Source organism: Tenacibaculum ovolyticum DSM 18103, from assembly GCF_000430545.1.
Classification (GTDB): domain Bacteria; phylum Bacteroidota; class Bacteroidia; order Flavobacteriales; family Flavobacteriaceae; genus Polaribacter; species Polaribacter ovolyticus.
In genome coordinates this window covers 39813-56952 of the sequence record NZ_AUMF01000014.1, presented here as the reverse complement: position 1 = coordinate 56952, position 17140 = coordinate 39813, and the positions used below count along the sequence as shown (strand labels likewise).

At 27.9% G+C, this 17140-nt stretch carries 19 protein-coding genes; 16 read left to right on the top strand and 3 right to left on the bottom strand.

Features of this window, described 5'->3' with window-relative positions:
* The first annotated feature begins 19 nt into the window (after positions 1-19).
* Entirely contained in the window at positions 20-607 is a 588-nt protein-coding gene (locus H518_RS0104840; RefSeq protein WP_028888023.1) for a Crp/Fnr family transcriptional regulator, read from the top strand.
* Between the two features lie 2 nt (positions 608-609).
* The gene (locus H518_RS0104835; RefSeq protein ID WP_028888022.1) at positions 610-1065 is read left to right on the top strand and encodes a DoxX family protein; all 456 of its coding nucleotides are present in this window, start codon (positions 610-612) and stop codon (positions 1063-1065) included.
* A 94-nt stretch (positions 1066-1159) separates the two neighbouring features.
* Here the strand turns inward: H518_RS0104835 and H518_RS0104830 are convergent, their stop codons facing one another.
* On the bottom strand, positions 1160-1645 hold the full coding sequence (locus H518_RS0104830; protein WP_028888021.1) for an IS1096 element passenger TnpR family protein: 486 nt from the start codon (positions 1643-1645) through the stop codon (positions 1160-1162).
* Between the two features lie 58 nt (positions 1646-1703).
* Here H518_RS0104830 and H518_RS0104825 point away from each other — a divergent pair, with 58 nt between their 5' ends.
* From H518_RS0104825 to H518_RS0104815, 3 genes are read left to right on the top strand one after another with little or no spacing between them, the layout of a single operon-like run.
* The gene (locus H518_RS0104825) at positions 1704-2120 is read left to right on the top strand and encodes a PaaI family thioesterase (protein WP_028888020.1); all 417 of its coding nucleotides are present in this window, start codon (positions 1704-1706) and stop codon (positions 2118-2120) included.
* On the top strand, positions 2121-2960 hold the full coding sequence (locus tag H518_RS0104820) for an alpha/beta fold hydrolase (RefSeq protein ID WP_028888019.1): 840 nt from the start codon (positions 2121-2123) through the stop codon (positions 2958-2960). It begins immediately after the preceding gene.
* Entirely contained in the window at positions 2957-4006 is a 1050-nt protein-coding gene (locus H518_RS0104815; RefSeq protein WP_028888018.1) for a chorismate-binding protein, read from the top strand. Before H518_RS0104820 ends, H518_RS0104815 begins: the two co-directional genes overlap by 4 nt.
* A 132-nt stretch (positions 4007-4138) precedes the next feature.
* Here H518_RS0104815 and H518_RS0104810 read toward each other — a convergent pair whose 3' ends face one another.
* A complete protein-coding gene (locus H518_RS0104810) occupies positions 4139-4510 on the bottom strand; it encodes a PUR family DNA/RNA-binding protein (RefSeq protein ID WP_028888017.1) in 372 nt (123 codons plus the stop codon).
* A gap of 83 nt (positions 4511-4593) precedes the next feature.
* Positions 4594-6348, bottom strand: a complete 1755-nt coding sequence (locus H518_RS0104805; RefSeq protein WP_028888016.1) for an ABC transporter ATP-binding protein — start codon at positions 6346-6348, stop codon at positions 4594-4596.
* A 162-nt stretch (positions 6349-6510) separates the two neighbouring features.
* Here H518_RS0104805 and H518_RS0104800 point away from each other — a divergent pair, with 162 nt between their 5' ends.
* The 11 genes from H518_RS0104800 (at position 6511) to H518_RS0104750 (ending at position 17131) form a co-directional block, all read left to right on the top strand.
* Complete coding sequence (locus tag H518_RS0104800) at positions 6511-7611, top strand: Glu/Leu/Phe/Val family dehydrogenase (RefSeq protein WP_028888015.1); 1101 nt, start codon at positions 6511-6513, stop codon at positions 7609-7611.
* 77 nt (positions 7612-7688) lie between these two features.
* Entirely contained in the window at positions 7689-8627 is a 939-nt protein-coding gene (gene nusB / locus H518_RS0104795; protein ID WP_028888014.1) for a transcription antitermination factor NusB, read from the top strand.
* Positions 8628-8670: 43 nt separating this feature from the next.
* Positions 8671-9138 (top strand): DUF1573 domain-containing protein, encoded by a 468-nt coding sequence (locus H518_RS0104790; RefSeq protein WP_028888013.1) that lies wholly within the window; start codon positions 8671-8673, stop codon positions 9136-9138.
* Positions 9139-9140: 2 nt separating this feature from the next.
* A complete protein-coding gene (yajC, locus tag H518_RS0104785) occupies positions 9141-9458 on the top strand; it encodes a preprotein translocase subunit YajC (RefSeq protein ID WP_043706488.1) in 318 nt (105 codons plus the stop codon).
* An 81-nt stretch (positions 9459-9539) separates the two neighbouring features.
* The gene (locus tag H518_RS0104780) at positions 9540-10463 is read left to right on the top strand and encodes a CdaR family protein (protein WP_043706486.1); all 924 of its coding nucleotides are present in this window, start codon (positions 9540-9542) and stop codon (positions 10461-10463) included.
* Positions 10463-11053, top strand: coding sequence for a dephospho-CoA kinase (gene coaE / locus H518_RS0104775; protein ID WP_043706485.1), 591 nt, complete (start codon positions 10463-10465; stop codon positions 11051-11053). Before H518_RS0104780 ends, coaE begins: the two co-directional genes overlap by 1 nt.
* Positions 11054-11162: 109 nt before the next feature.
* Positions 11163-12728 carry a sensor histidine kinase gene (locus H518_RS0104770; RefSeq protein WP_028888009.1) on the top strand — a complete coding sequence of 522 codons (1566 nt, stop codon included), beginning with the start codon at positions 11163-11165 and terminating at the stop codon, positions 12726-12728.
* A 10-nt stretch (positions 12729-12738) separates the two neighbouring features.
* Positions 12739-13437, top strand: a complete 699-nt coding sequence (locus H518_RS0104765; RefSeq protein ID WP_028888008.1) for a response regulator transcription factor — start codon at positions 12739-12741, stop codon at positions 13435-13437.
* Between the two features lie 113 nt (positions 13438-13550).
* On the top strand, positions 13551-14450 hold the full coding sequence (locus tag H518_RS0104760; protein ID WP_028888007.1) for an ABC transporter ATP-binding protein: 900 nt from the start codon (positions 13551-13553) through the stop codon (positions 14448-14450).
* Positions 14451-14457: 7 nt separating this feature from the next.
* Positions 14458-15306 carry an ABC transporter permease gene (locus H518_RS0104755; protein ID WP_028888006.1) on the top strand — a complete coding sequence of 283 codons (849 nt, stop codon included), beginning with the start codon at positions 14458-14460 and terminating at the stop codon, positions 15304-15306.
* 442 nt (positions 15307-15748) lie between these two features.
* Positions 15749-17131, top strand: coding sequence for a T9SS type B sorting domain-containing protein (locus H518_RS0104750; RefSeq protein WP_081411154.1), 1383 nt, complete (start codon positions 15749-15751; stop codon positions 17129-17131).
* The last annotated feature ends 9 nt before the right edge of the window (positions 17132-17140 follow it).

Here is a 17140-nt window from a genome sequence, read left to right as displayed (position 1 = left end):
CAACAAAAGTTTACCAACCATGCATAAACAAGTTATTGATTTCTTTAAGCAATTTATCTCTATGAGCGAAGAGTCTTCGAACTTTATCAAAGCTAATACGGTCGTTAAAAAAATAGCTAAAAATGATTTTTTACTAACACAAGGAAAAGTGTGTGATTTTGTTGCTTTTATTAACGAAGGCGCTTTTAGATCTTTTTATAGTGTTGATGGACAAGAATACAGTAAACAATTTTTCTTTGAGAAAAACTTTTGTACAGATTATAGTAGTTTTCTTACTCAAAAAAATTCACTTAGCTATTTACAAGCTATTGAAGATAGTACTGTAATTATATTTAACAAGAAAGTAGTTGATGAAGCTTATAAAGTTATACCTAACTTTACTGTTTTTGGCAAAAAATTAGCCGAGAACTTGTACATTATTGTTTGTGATATTAAAGCTTCTTTTATTTTAAACACTCCAAAAGAAAGATATGAGAATTTAGTAAAAGAGAGACCTAAGGTTATACAAAGAGTACCTCAATATATGATTGCCTCTTACTTAGGTATTACTCCTGAAGCTTTAAGTCGAATAAGAAAGAGAATTATTAATACTAAAAAACTAAATTAATAATGAAACCTTTAATCGTTTTACTTTTTACATTTATAGTTAGCTTATTATTTATAAAAATTATCAATAATAAGTACATGATACCTTTTTCAGCTCGTATTGCAATGTCGGTTATGTTATTATTTACAGCATTAGGTCATTTTATATATACAGAAGGCATGATTATGATGGTTCCTAATTTTTTACCTTTTAAAAAAGAAATAATTTTTCTTACTGGTTTTATAGAAATAATGGCAGCTATCGCAATTCATTTTTCTTCAATAAATACTTTAATTGGATGGTTTTTAATTTTGTTTTTTATACTTATGTTACCTTCAAACATTAAAGCAGCTATTAATCAAATAGATTACCAAACTGCGACCTATAATGGTAAAGGAATTAGTTATTTATATTTTCGTATTCCTTTACAAATTTTGTTTATTGCATGGGTATATATAAGTTGTATTAAACCGCTATAATAATTTTAATTATTCATAAAAAAGCCCCTTTGTTTTAAATAAAACAAAGGGGCTTTTTTATAATGCAAATAATATTTCACATGAAAATTAATTCTTAAAAATCAAAATCATCTATATTTTCAAAACTTGGAAAACCATCATCTAAATCATCTAAATCGTCAGAAATATCAGCTTTAAACTCTTTCTCTGGCGCTTCATCAGGAATTTCACCTACTGTTAAAATTATTTTAGACTCAACAACATCTTCGTTAGATTGCTCTACAATCTCTACATAAAATGTCCACATTTGTAAAAAATCATATACGTATATCAACTTATCATTTATAGTTGGTAATGTTTCTTTTAAAACACAAGTAGCCATTGACACCTCCTCACCTGCTTCAGCCATATTAAATAACGGAATCTCTTCTCCTTGATTCCAATCTTCATCTGTTCGATAAAAAGAAGCCATTTCCTGCCCGTTAAAACCAAACGATTTAGCGATATCAAAATGTAAATCTTCTAATGATTTTGCTTCATTAAAAACTAACGTTCTAATAACATCTTCTTTTGTGTCTAATATTACACGTACTTTATACATTCTATCATTTTTAGTCACCACAAAAATACGTATTTTTGAATGATAATTTTTTAATAAAATGAATAAGCAAGAATCTTTAGCTACACTTAATAGTTATAATAAAAACACTTTAATGGAAACGCTTCAAATTGAGTTCGTTGAAATTGGGGATGATTTTATTACAGCCAAAATGCCCGTAACTTCAAAAGTACATCAACCTTATGGTATTTTACATGGTGGAGCTACAGCTGCATTAGCCGAAACAGTTGGTAGCTGTGCTTCGGTTTTCTTTTTAAATGATACTAGTAAAATAATAAAGGGAATCGAACTAAGTATTAATCACTTAAAAAGTAAAAGAGAAGGAATCGTATTTGCTACTGCAAAAGCGATTCACCAAGGAAGAACTACTCATTTATGGGAGGTTAAAATTGCAGATGAAAACGATAATTTAATTTCTTTATGTAAAATAACCAACATTATATTAGATAAAAAATAAATGAAGTTATTAAAAATAGCAGGGTTCTTTTTTCTTGTAATTCTTATCGTTGTTTATTATTTCTTTTCAACTTTTACAACTCCAAAATCGGATGCAGCTGTTATTAAAAAGTTTAGTGAAAGTATTCATAAACCTATAATAACAGAAGAAGTTTTTAAGCATTATAAATATAGGAAGCTTACAATTAAAAGAGATACTACTTTACCTACATTAGTTTTTGTTCACGGAACTATTGGTTCTTCTATCGATTTTATTAGATATCTGAAAGATAGCTTACTTTTAACTAAAGCTAATATGATTTCTTATGATAGAATTGGATACAATTACAACGATAATAATTCGGTACAAGAAAGTATTACTTTTGAACGTGACATGTTAAATCACGTTATTAACAACCTAGATCCTAAAAAAACTATTCTTGTAGGTTATTCTTATGGAGGACCAATTGCTTTAGCTCTTCAGAAAAAAATAAAAAAAATTATTTTAATCGCTCCTGCTGTTTATAGTAAAGTTGAACCAATGCCATGGGCCCTTAACTTATACAAATCGAAATTAACTAGGTGGTTAATTCCTAAAATTTGGAAAGAGGCTTCAAAAGAAAAAATTTCTCATAAAAAAGATTTGCAAAATTTCGAAAACAACTGGAAATCTTCTTCAAATAATATTATTAGTATTCACGGAACCAATGACTGGATTGTTCCTTATAAAAATTCAATATTTTTGCTAAACCAATTTCCTGAAGAACAGTTTAAATTAGTTACAATTAAAAATGCAGGACATAGTTTGGTTTGGAGTAACTTTAAAGAAATTAAACAACAATTATTAAATCAATTAGATTGAATATATTTTCAGAAATAGAAAACGCTTACAAAAAAAAGCTTCCGTTTGTGGTTTATCGAAAACCAAATACAACCGTACTAAAAGGTTGGTTTCAAAAGAATAATGTACTATACACCTCTAAAAAACATACAAAAAGTGGCTTTATTTTTGCTCCTTTCGATGATAAAAATATTGCTATCTTACTTCCTCTTGACCAATCTATTTTTAAACAAGAAGAAATTAAACTTCCCCCTAATTTAATTCACAAGAACAATATCTCTCTTCTTAATGCTACTACAGAAGAAACACATATTAGCATTGTTAAAAAAGGTGTTAAAGCAATTGAGAATGGCTTATTTAAAAAAGTTGTTTTATCTAGAAAAGAAGAAGTAAATCTCACTGAGTTTAATTCTATTGAAGCCTTTAAAAGATTACTTATAAATTACCCAAATGCTTTTACTTATATATGGTTTCACCCCAAAATTGGAATGTGGCTAGGTGCAACACCAGAAACTTTAGTGAAAATTAACGGTAGTAATTTTAAAACAATGTCTTTAGCAGGAACACAGGTTTATAAGGACACTAATGATGTTTCTTGGCAACCAAAAGAAATTGAAGAACAAGAATTTGTTACCAATTACATAACTGACAAACTCTCTAATGTTTGCAAAAAACTAGAAACTAGTAAAGTTGAAACTATAAAAGCGGGGAATTTACTTCATTTAAGAACATTAATTTCTGGTGAGATATCTACAGAAACTTCTACTCTAATAAAAAAATTACATCCTACTCCTGCTGTTTGTGGACTACCTTTAGAAGCTTCTAAAGAATTTATTTTAAAAAATGAAAATTACAAAAGAAGCTACTATACTGGTTTTTTAGGTGAACTAAACTTAAAAGAAGATAACAAAAACACTTCCGAACTTTTCGTAAATTTAAGGTGTATGGAAATTAAAGATAATACTGCTTTTATTTTTGTTGGTGGCGGAATAACTAAAAGTAGCAATCCTATAAGTGAATGGAAAGAGACTGTTGCTAAAACCAAAACAATGAAAAAAGTTTTATAAAACAACGGTAAGGAGCTACAACTACTATTAGATAAAATAAAAAGCATTAACTTTTAACAGTTAATGCTTTTATGTGTAAATTGAATTTGAATTGATTCTCTTTTAAAGTATAAATTTATACAATAATTTTGTCTATATATCATCGAAAGAAACATCAGTAAAACTTTCAGCTGACGCTGTTGTTTCACCTTCATTCTCCTCCTCTTTTTTATAATCTTTTTGGTGACGCTCACTAATTACTTCAGAACCTTTTTCATTTACAATAAAATCGGTTGCTTTATTTAACATCTCTTTAAAGTCTGAAAAATCTTCTTTATATAAATAAATTTTATGTTTTTGATAATGGAAAGATCCATCGTCATGTGTGAATTTTTTACTTTCAGTTACCGTTAAATAGTAATCATCTGCTTTCGTAGATCTAACGTCAAAAAAATACGTTCTTCTTCCTGCTCTTAAAACTTGTGAAAAAATTTCTTCTTGTTCTACTCTCTCTCTCTCACTCATAATTCATTTCTTAAATAATAGTTGTTTACTTAAAATTGTACTCAACAAATCTAACAAAATAATTGACTTAGAAGAACGAAACATTACATTTCTTTTTCTAAAAGCTGTTGTTTATATAATTCTTTATAATATCCTTCTTCATTTATTAACTGATTATGAACACCTTGCTGAATGATCTTTCCTTCTTCTAAAATAATAATTTTATCGGCTTTTTTAACAGACGAAACTCTATGACTAATTATTACAGTTGTTTTATCACTTGACACTTGTTCTAAATTTAACAAAATTTGCTCTTCTGTTTCAGTATCAACAGCAGACAAACAATCATCAAAAATTAAAATTTTAGGATTTTTAATAATAGCCCTTGCAATAGAAGTTCTTTGTTTTTGTCCTCCTGATAAAGTAACTCCTCTTTCCCCTAAAATAGTTTTATAGCCTTGTTTAAAACTTACAATATTATCATGGATTACTGCTTTTTTTGCAGCTTCAATAATTTCCTCTTCACTTGCATTTTCTTTACCAAATTTTATATTGTTTTGTATCGTGTCAGAAAATAAGAAAGGATCTTGCGGTACAAAGCCTATTTGACTTCTAACATCATATAAATTACAATCTTTAATATTTTTCCTATCTATTAAAACCTCTCCCTCACTAGCATCATACAAACGAGAAATTAAATTTATAATTGTCGATTTCCCACTTCCTGTTTTTCCTAAAATAGCTAAAGTTTCTCCTTTCTTAATCGTTAAGTTAATTTTATCTAAAGCTGTTATATTAGTATCATCATAAGTCAATGAAACAGCTTTAAACTCAATTGTTCCATCAATTACTGTCGCTATATCACTATTGTTTATAATTTCTGGTACTTGCTCTAAAAATTCATTAATTCTTTGCTGTGAAGCTTCAGCTTGCTGCACCATAGAGGTTACCCAACCAACTACCGCCACTGGCCAAGTAAGAATATTTACATACATTACAAAAGCTCCGATTGCTCCTAATTGAATTTCTCCAGCAATATATTGTTTACCACCTATATACAATACTATAATATTGCTAATACCAATTAATAATATCATTAACGGAAAAAACAACGCCTGAACCTTATATAAATCAATATTTTTATCCTTGCTACTATTTGCTATTTCATCAAACGACGAAATCACTTCGGTTTCAATAGCATAAGATTTAACTTCCCTAATTCCTGAGAAAAACTCTTGATTAAATGTTGTTAATTTTGATAAGTATTGCTGAACAATTGTACTTCGCTTATTAATTTGTTTACTCAATAGAAAAATTGATATAGACAAAATAGGAAATGGTATCATAGTATATAATGTAAGCCTAGGTGATATAGCATACATTTGACTAAAACCAATGATAAAAGAAATTATCATATTTAAAGAGTACATAATTACAGGGCCAAAATACATGCGCACCTTAGATACATCTTCACTTATTCGATTCATTAAATCGCCTGTCCTATTTTTTTTATAAAAATTAATTGATAGCCTCTGGTATTGTTGATAAATCTCATTCTTTAAATCAAATTCTACCATTCGAGACATTACAATAATTGTTTGCCTCATTAAAAAAGTAAAAAAACCACCAACTAAAGTAACCCCTACAATTAATAAAATATTATGAAATAAAACAGTTTTCACTTCTGCTAAATCATTCATTTTATTCAACTGATAATCTTCAACAATATTTAATGATTCTCCAACAAAATTAGGAATTTTAAGTATCAAAACTTTTGATAAAACTGTAATTAAAACCCCTAATAATAACCTCCATTTATACTTTGCAAAATATTTATTAAGGTATTGTAATGCTTTCAATATAAAAATAGTTTAAAGTTATAAAAATCAAATTAACAAGACTTCCTCATTAAAGATAACATAATTTAAGGCTCTTTTTTTGCTTATGTTTTAACGATTTCTTATTTTTGCATTCGAATTTTTAAGGTTTCAAAAAAAACCTTAAATAAAAAAACAAAACAAATGACATCAGAAATCATTGATACTAAAGACCTTAAGAATGACCCTGTATTTGGTCAATTATCTTTCGACAATCACGAACAAATCGTTTTTTGTAATGACGAAGATACAGGTTTAAAAGCAATAATTGGTATTCATAATACAACTTTAGGACCTGCTTTAGGAGGTACTAGAATGTGGCAATATAAAAGTGAATGGGATGCTCTTAATGACGTATTACGTTTATCTCGTGGTATGACATATAAATCAGCAATTACAGGATTAAATCTTGGAGGAGGTAAAGCTGTAATTATTGGTGATGCAAAAACTCAAAAAAATGACGCTTTAATGCGTAAATTCGGTGAATATGTGAATTCTTTAAGTGGAAGATACATTACAGCTGAAGATATTGGAATGGAAACTCGTGACATGGATGTTATTAGAGAAGTAACACCTCATGTAACTGGTGTTTCTGAAGCTATTGGAGGTTCTGGAAACCCGTCTCCCGTAACAGCTTATGGTGTTTACATGGGTATGAAAGCTGCTACTAAATATCGTTTTGGTACAGATAACTTAGATGGTAAAAAAATTCTAGTACAAGGTGTTGGCCATGTTGGTGAAACTTTAGTAAAACATATTACTGATGAAGGAGCTAAAGTTATTTTAAATGATATTAACGAAGCTCGTTTAGAAGAATTAAGTAAAAAGTACGGTGCTAACGTAGTGTTAGGGAATGATATTTATGGTTTAGATGTAGATATATACGCTCCTTGTGCATTAGGTGCAACTGTAAACGACGAAAGTATTTCTCAATTAAAAGCGAAAGTTATTGCAGGAGCTGCAAATAACCAATTAGCAGACGAATTAAAACATGGTAAATTATTAAGAGAAAAAGGAATCGCTTATGCTCCTGATTTCTTAATTAACGCTGGTGGAATTATAAATGTATATGCTGAAATTGCTGGTTATGACAAGGCTGAAAGCATAAAAAGAACTGAAAATATTTACAATACAACATTAGATATTTTTAATTTAGCTGAGAAAGAAAACATCACAACACATCAAGCTGCTTTTAATATTGCACAATCAAGAATTGATGCTCGTAAAAAAGAGCAAAATAGCTAGATAAAAAACAAAAAAGTTTTACTTTTGCAGAGCGTTAGAAATAGTTTCTATCGCTCTTTTTTTTAAAGTTCTTTAAAATGATTAACAGGAGACATATTCGAGTTAAAGTAATGCAGTCGGTTTATGCAATGCAGCAATCGCAAAGTGATAATATTGTAAAAGAGGAGAAATTCTTAAAAAACAGTATTCAAAAAATGTTTGATTTATATGTTCTCAACCTTCAATTAATGGTTGAAGTTCAAAAGTTAGCAAATAAAAAAATTGCACTTTCTAAGAAGAAAATGCTTGCTACTAAAGAAGAATTAAACCCAAACACCAAATTCATCGACAACAAACTTATTAACTTACTTAATGAGAGTGTTAGTTTAGAAGGGTATACTGAACTTAACCAGCTTAATTTTTGGGAACTTGACAATGAATATGTCAATATTATTTTAGACGAATTACAAAAAAGTGACTTGTATAAAAATTACATGAGCACTGTTGAGGATTCTTATCATATAGACAAGGCATTTGTAATAGAATTTTTCAGAGAAATTATTGCTCCTAACGAAAAATTAGCAGATTATTTTGAAGATAAAATGATTTCTTGGGTAGATGATATTCCTTTTGTAAACACTTGGATTATTAAATCTTTAAACAAACAAAAACCTCAGAATCCTTTTATACTTGGTAGTTTATATAAAGATAGTGAAGACAAGCAATTTGTATCAAGCTTATTTACAAAAACTGTATTACACCAACATAAATATCAAGATGATATTATAGAAAAAACTCCAAATTGGGAAGCTGATAGAATTGCAGATATTGATATGATAATTATTAAAATGGCAATCACAGAATTTTTACATTTCCCATCTATCCCTAGTAGAGTAACTATTAATGAATATATTGAATTAGCAAAAGATTATTCTACAAACAAAAGTGGATACTTTATCAATGGAGTTTTAGATAAATTAGCAAAAGATTATCTAGCTTCAGATAAGATGGTTAAAATTGGTAGAGGATTATTATAAAAAATTATTATTTTTACGAATAATTAAATTAAAATATTTTAAAATGAAGAAAATAGCCATAGCAATCGCATTTATTCTTTCAACAGGAATGTTAGTTTCTTGTGGGCAGGGAAATGCAGCATCAAAAGTAAAAAAAGAGAATGTACAAAAAGCTGAGAAAAGAGATGTTTCTATTAGCGCCGGTGCTGCATCTATTTCTTTTGATAAGGAAGAATACGATTTTGGAATCGTTAATGAAGGTGATGTTGTTAAAACTACTTTTATTGTAACAAATACTGGTAAAGGAGATTTAGTAATTACAAACGCACAAGCTAGTTGTGGGTGTACAGTTCCTGTTTGGCCTAAAGAAGCTATTGCTCCTGGAAAAACTGGAGAAATTCAAGTAAGCTTTAATACAAACGGAAAACCTAACAAACAGTCAAAATCTATAACATTATCAACTAATACAGAGAAAGGTAGAGAGGTTATTAAGATTTCAGGAATGGTAACTCCTAAAAAGAAAACTGTATAATAATGTTTACAACTATTTTTTTACAAGCAAGTACACAGGAAAGCATTATGAATATGCTTCCTTTTGTGGCAATGATTGGAGTTTTTTATTTTCTAATTATCCGACCACAAATGAAACGTCAAAAAAACGAAAAAAAATTCCAAACTACTGTTCAAAAAGGAATTAAGATCGTTACAACTAGTGGTATTCATGGTAAAATTGTTGAAATTAACGACAATGACAATACCATTACTGTTGAAACTGGTGCTGGAAAAATTAAATTTGAACGCTCTGCTATTTCAATGGAATTGAGTAAAAAATATAATACAGATACTAAATAATATTTTTTTTAGTATAAAAAAAAGGTGGGCTTATAAGCTCACCTTTTTCTTTTTTATGTAGATTGCATAATATTTATAAATTTGAAAAACACTTTTAACATACCTAAGACTTTTTTTGGCTTCCTAACAGCTTCTATTCTTTTTTGGTTGTTAATAAATCTATCAAAGGAATATACTACTCAAATAAATTTTGACTTGGTATACACGAATCTACCTATAAAAAAAACAATTATAGAAACCCCTATAAAACAAATCCCACTACTAGTAAAAGGGAGTGGTTTTAATTTAATCTCTACTAGTATATCAAATAATCATATAGAATTAGACTTAGAAAAAACCAATAAAAAAAGGGGAATTAAATATTATTTTTTAACAAAAAAATTACATTCAGAAGTACAAGAACAATTAAAATCAGGAATTAAATTAACAGAGATTCAAACAGATACAATTCCTTTAAAAATTGGAACTTTAAACTCAAAAAAAGTCCCTTTAAAAACTGATTTAAATATTACTTTTCAACTTGGACACGATTTTTCCAAGCCAACAATTGTAAAACCAGATAGTGTTTTAATTTCTGGTGAAGAATCTCTATTAAAAAATATAACTTTTTTAAGATTAGATAAGATTAACTTAAAAAACATATCTGAAAGTTCTAAAATCAATACAAACATCCTTAAACCAAAGGATATAAAAACAAATATTACTTCAGCTGAAGTTAATATAAGTGTTGATAAATTTACAGAAGGTGAAATTGAAGTTCCTGTTTTAGTAAAAAATGCACCTAAAGGACTAAATATTTACCCAAAAAAAGTGAAAATAATTTATAAAATAGGGTTAAAAAACTTCAACAAAATAAATGAAAACTCATTTAAAATAGAATGTGATTATAATCAAGAGAAAAACGGTGAAGTTTCGTACTTAATCCCTAAGTTTAAAAAATCACCTGATATAATTACACTTATAAGGATAGTCCCAGAAAAAATAGACTTCTTAATTCATAAATAATGGTAATAGGCGTAACAGGTGGTATTGGTAGCGGAAAATCTACAGTTGTAAAAATATTTTCAGAATTTAAAGATACTGCTATTTATATTGCTGATAATGAAGCAAAAAAACTAATGCATTCTTCACCTGATATTAAACATAAATTAATTTCAGAATTCGGCAAAGAAGTATACATTAAAGATCAGTTGAACAGACCCTTTTTAGCTAATATTGTTTTTAAAAACAAAATAAAACTTAATATCTTAAATGCGATAGTTCACCCTATAGTTAACGATCATTTTCAAGAATTTATTCTTAAAAACGTAAATAAACAATATATTATATACGAAAATGCTATTTTATTTGAAAATGGAAGTAATATTTTTTGTGATAAAATAATTACAGTAACAGCTCCTGAAAACATAAGGATTAAACGAGTTTTAGAAAGAGATAAGACGACTGAAAATACAGTTAGAAACAGGATTAAAAACCAATGGAGCGAAACAAAAAAGACATTACAATCTAACTATAAGATTGATAACCTTACACTTACAAACACTAAGAAGGAAATATTAAGAATTCATAATATTTTAACAAAAAATATTAAATAATTTACATTTAACCAACGATACATCTTAAAATTATCTTAATTTTGCAGCAACTTTGTTAATCTAAGTTAAAAGCATACCTCCCTTCACTTTATTGATTTATTTTTGAATAATGAACAAGAAAATCTTCATCCTTATTGTTGGTTTAATGAGCATTTCTTTAGTTGGGATTATTTCTATTCAAATATATTGGATTAAAGATGCCATAAAGAATAAGCAACAGCAGTTTGACAATAATGTTAAAATTGCATTAGCACGTACATCTGAAAAGATTAAGGATAGAGAGTACACTGAATTTATTCAAAACACTCAAGAATTCTTTGAAAACAATAAATACAGAACAGATGCAGAAATAAACACTTATTTATTTCAACAAATAGACACAACAAATAAGAAGAAATTTTCATTTGGAGGAACTATACTTGCAGAAAACTTTAAGATACCTGGAGATTTCGTTAATAATGATTCGATAATTATAAAAAGATATACAGGAAAAGAAGACATTTATTTTTCTCAAGTAATAAAATCTAAAAACAGTGATTTTAAATCATACATAGACGAGAACCATCTTTCTACTTTTAAACTTTACTCTGATTGGAATAAGCAGCAACTAGAACACATGTTTCGTCAAAGCAAAAGAATATTTCCTATAAACCAACGTATAAGCAACAACGAATTAAATTTCACAATAAGAGAAGAGTTAGCTAAAATGAATATAATTCAGGGCTTTAAATATGGAGTTTATGAAGATGGATTAGCTACGCAATTAAAATCTGGTTATTTTAACATACACCCAAACGATGTTAACTATCCTCTTTTAGCTGATGACAATGGTAATAGTAAATACAAACTTTATATAAAGTTTCCTGACGAGCACAAAAACTTACTTTCAGGTATGGTTAAAATTTTAGGTTTGTCTTTATTATTTATTGGAATAATTATTGCTGCTTTTTCAGCATCTCTATATCAATTAGTTCGACAAAAGAAAATTTCTGAAATTAAAACAGATTTCATTAATAACATGACGCATGAATTTAAAACACCTATTGCTACAATAAATTTAGCGTTAGATGCTATTAAAAACCCTAAGATAATATCTGATGAAGAAAAAGTAAAGCGTTATGTTAAAATGATACGTGACGAAAATAAACGTATGCACGGACAAGTTGAAAATGTATTACGTATTTCTAGATTAGAAAAAAATCAAATTGAGATTAGTAAGGATGCTACTGACATGCACGACACAATAGAAGAAGCTATTGAGCATATTCAATTATTAGTAGATGATAAAAAAGGAAAAGTAACCTCTCATTTTAAAGCAATATCAACAGAAGTACTTGGTAATCAATTCCACTTAACTAACATAATTGTAAACATGTTAGAAAATGCTATAAAATACTCAGAAGGTAGTCCAAAAATAGATGTATACACAGAAAGTACAAATAAATACTTTATCTTTAAAGTAAAAGATGAAGGAATAGGAATGGGTAGAAATGCTCAGAAATATGTTTTCGATAAATTTTATAGAGAACATAAAGGAAATATACACAATGTAAAAGGTCATGGTTTAGGTTTAGCCTATGTAAAAGAAATCATAGAAAGTCACCAAGGAACCGTTTATGTTGAAAGCGAAAAAGGCAAAGGAAGCTTATTTACAGTAAAATTACCATTAATATAAAATAAGGAAGATGGGAAGTAAAAAAATACTATTAGTAGAAGATGATCCAAACTTTGGAACAGTTCTTAAAGATTATTTAGCATTAAACGATTATAATGTTACACATGCTAAAGATGGGATAGATGGATTAATCATGTTTAAAAATGGTGATTATGATTTATGTATTTTAGATGTTATGATGCCACGTAAAGATGGTTTTTCTTTAGCAAAAGATATTCGTGTTACGAATAAAGAAATTCCTATTATTTTCTTAACAGCAAAAACATTAAAAGAAGATGTTTTAAAAGGATATCAAGTTGGTGGTGACGATTATTTAAATAAACCTTTTGACTCAGAAGTTTTATTACATAAAATAAAAGCGATCTTACAACGTAAAGAAAATGAAAAATCTAGTGAAACAGATCAATTTGAATTCAAGATTGGAGGTTTCGACTTTAACTCAAAACTACGTCATCTTTCTTATAATGGAGCTGAAGCTCAAAAACTTTCTCCAAAAGAAAACAAACTATTAAGAATGTTAGCTATTCATAAAAATGACTTAATGCCACGTGAATTAGCTTTAACAAAAATATGGAGAGATGATAATTATTTCACTTCTCGTAGTATGGATGTTTATATTGCAAAACTTAGAAAGTATTTAAAAACTGATGAGAATGTAGAAATCCTTAATATTCATGGTGAAGGGTTTAGACTTTTAGAAAAAATATAAATTCTTTTTTTTATTAAAGACTTCCTTTTAAAGGAAGTCTTTTCTTTTTTTATAAATTGTAACAATAATTCTATTAGGTCGTCAAATACTTATAATCAACAAAATCGAAAAACTTGGAAACAATTTTATCAATAAAAAATCTCGATAAAAAATACGGTAAAGTCCACGCTGTTAACAACCTTTCTTTTGATATAAAAAAAGGTAATGTTTACGGTATTCTTGGACCAAACGGAAGTGGAAAATCAACTACTTTAGGTATTATTTTAAATGTAGTTAATGAAACATCTGGTAAATTTAGTTGGTTTGACGGAAAACTATCTACACATCAAGCTTTAAAAAAAGTAGGTGCTATTATTGAGCGACCTAATTTTTACCCTTATATGACAGCTATTCAAAATTTACAATTGATATGCAAAATAAAAGGTGTTTCTTCTGATAAAATTGAAGAAAAATTAAAAGTAGTAAACCTTTACGAAAGGAGAAATAGCCAATTTAAAACTTATTCTTTAGGGATGAAACAACGTTTAGCAATTGCTTCTGCGTTATTAAACGACCCTGAAATACTAATACTAGATGAACCTACGAACGGATTAGACCCACAAGGGATTCATGAAATTCGTCAAATAATTAAAGACATAGCAAAAAACGGAACAACAATTTTATTAGCCTCTCACCTACTTGATGAAGTTGAGAAAGTTTGTACACATGTTCTTATTATAAGAAATGGAGTGAAATTATACAGCGGTAGCGTTGACAACATGGTTGCTTCTAATGGAGTTATAGAAGTTAAAACAGATACTGACATTGAAAAATTAGTAAATGTTTTAAAAAATTACTATGAAATAGCATCTGTTAATGTTGATGGAAATTTAGTAACTGCTCGTTTAGAAAATGAAATTTCTGCATCACAGCTAAATAAACATTTATACGAGAATGGAATAATTGTATCTCATTTAGTAAAACGCAAACTTAGTTTAGAACAACAATTTTTAGATTTAACAAACAACAACTAATAAAAATATGCTACGTCTTTTATATATCGAATTTCACAAATTAAAACATAATAGAGCTAGTAAAGTTCTTTCTATCATATACTTTGCACTACTAACTTCTGTAGCTTTAGTTGCTGCTATTAAGTTTGATATTGGTCCTATTAAATTTCATTTAGCAGACCAAGGTATTTTTAACTTTCCATACATATGGCACTTTAATACATATATTGCTGCAATTTTTAAATTTTTTTTATTGCTTGTAATAGTATCTATGATGGCTAATGAATATAGCTACAAAACACTAAAACAAAATCTAATAGACGGATTAAGTAAGCAAGAATTTGTGCTGTCTAAATTTTATACCGTAGTTGTATTTGCCTTAACATCAACTATTTTCGTGTTTTTTATTTCATTAATATTAGGATCAATTTATTCTGATTTTAACGAACTCTCGATAATTTTTTCTGATTTAAGTTATCTTTTTGCTTTTTTTGTTAAACTATTAGGTTTCTTTTCTTTTGGTTTATTTTTAGGAATACTAATCAAAAGATCTGCTTTTGCTGTAGCTGCAATGATTGTTTGGTTTATAATAGAAAGTATTGTTAAAGGTTACCTATACTGGACATTTAAAGATATAAAAACGAGTACTGATGAAGCTGTTAACTCTATTATGCAATTCTTTCCTTTAGAAGCAATGGCTAATTTAATTAAAGAACCCTTTTCAAGGTTAGGAGCTGTTAAATCTGTAGCTAGCCAAATAGGTACAAACTTTACTAAAAATTATTCTGTAAGCTTACTTAATATTTTCATTGTATTAATATGGACTTCTATTTTTATATACGTATCATATTTTTTATTAAAAAAACGAGATCTATAAAAAAATTCTAACAACAACTTAAAACCAATTTTAAAAGTCTAAAAAAACTAAGTTATTATATAATTGATAACTTAGTTTTTTTCAATTATAAAACTCTTTTTCTTTGAAACAATAATTAATTAAAGATGTTACTCTTTTTCTAACTCAAAAAACAGGAGTTATTATTTTACATAAGAGTATCAAATTTTAACATAAATAACTTACTAATAATTTTGCTTTTGATCAGTTTATTTAAAGCTATTAAAAAATCATTATTTTTCTATTTAAAACTCACCTAAGATAGGTAATTTTAATACTTGAAGCTATTTTAGTAATTTCTATTATAGAATCAATGAATTACAATCAAAAGAAACTATATTCGAAATTTTATAAATAGAATGGTAAAAACTATTTAACAAAAAAATATAGCAGAACTAAACTTTAAATTTATTTTACTTATATTATGATGAAAAAAACTATTTTTCTATTGTTTTTATTATCCTCTACGATTTTACTTTCTCAAAACGACTGTAAAAATGCAATTACTGCTTGTGGAAACAGTGGTTATTCTGACCTTACTGTTTCTGGTTTTGGTACCCAAGAACTATCTGGGTCAAATACTTGTTCTAGTAAGGAAAATAATAGTATTTGGTTTAAACTTCATATAAAAACAACAGGAACTCTCGGTTTTACTTTAACTCCTACAAATAATAACATTAACGAGGATTTTGATTTTTTTATTTTTCCCCCAACAGCAACATGTAGTAATCTAGGTACAGCTATCCGTTGCTCTACCACAAACCCTAAAGCTTCTGACCAAATAAATAATTTAACAGGCATGAATGAAACAGAGATTGACACCTCTGAAGGACCAGGACCTTCTGGTAATAGTTTTGTTAAATGGTTAGATGTTAATTCTGGTGAATCGTATTTTTTAGTTGTTGATAGGCCTGTAGGGAAAAGTAATTTTAATTTAACATGGACAGGAACTGCTACCTTTTTTGATCAACCCATAATTGATAAGACTATTTTACCTTATAATACATTAGATATAAATAAATGCGATAATGATGGTCTTAATGATGATATTACTGATTTTAATTTAACTCAAAATGATGTTATTATTGGTACTCAAACAAATATAGGTCTCACCTACCACCTATCCAATAATGATGCTATTTTAGGAATAAATTCAATTACAACGCCTCACGCTTATAAAAATATAAGCAACCCCCAATCTATTTTTATAAGGTTAACTAACAAACTAACAGAATGTTTTATTACAGAAAATTTTAGTTTAAATATAAACCCTACGATCAATAATGATGACATCATTATTGTTGATGACACTAATAATAATGATCTAGATATTTATTCTATCAAAATAACTTCGGGAAACAAAAATATTACTATCAATGATTATGAGTTTGCTCTTATAAATGAAGATAACTTTCAAACTAATTTTCAAGACAGTCCTTTATTTGAAAATATTACTGGTGGTTTTTACACTATTGTGGTTAATGGAAAGAATGGCTGTTTAACCAATTTTAAAATTGAAGTTTCAGTAATTCAATACCCTAAATTCTTTACACCTAATGGGGATGGGAATAATGACACCTGGAGAATTAGAGGAGCCAATTCTAGTTTTTATCCGTCAAGTAACATTACGATTGTTAATAGATATGGAAAAACTGTGGCCATCGTACCTATAGATAATCTAGGATGGGATGGAACTTATAAAGGAAAAACACTTCCTTCAAACGATTACTGGTTTAAAACTGAACTAGTTGACAAAAAAGGAAAAACTCATCAACATCATGGGCATTTTTCACTCCTCAGGAGGTAATCATTAATA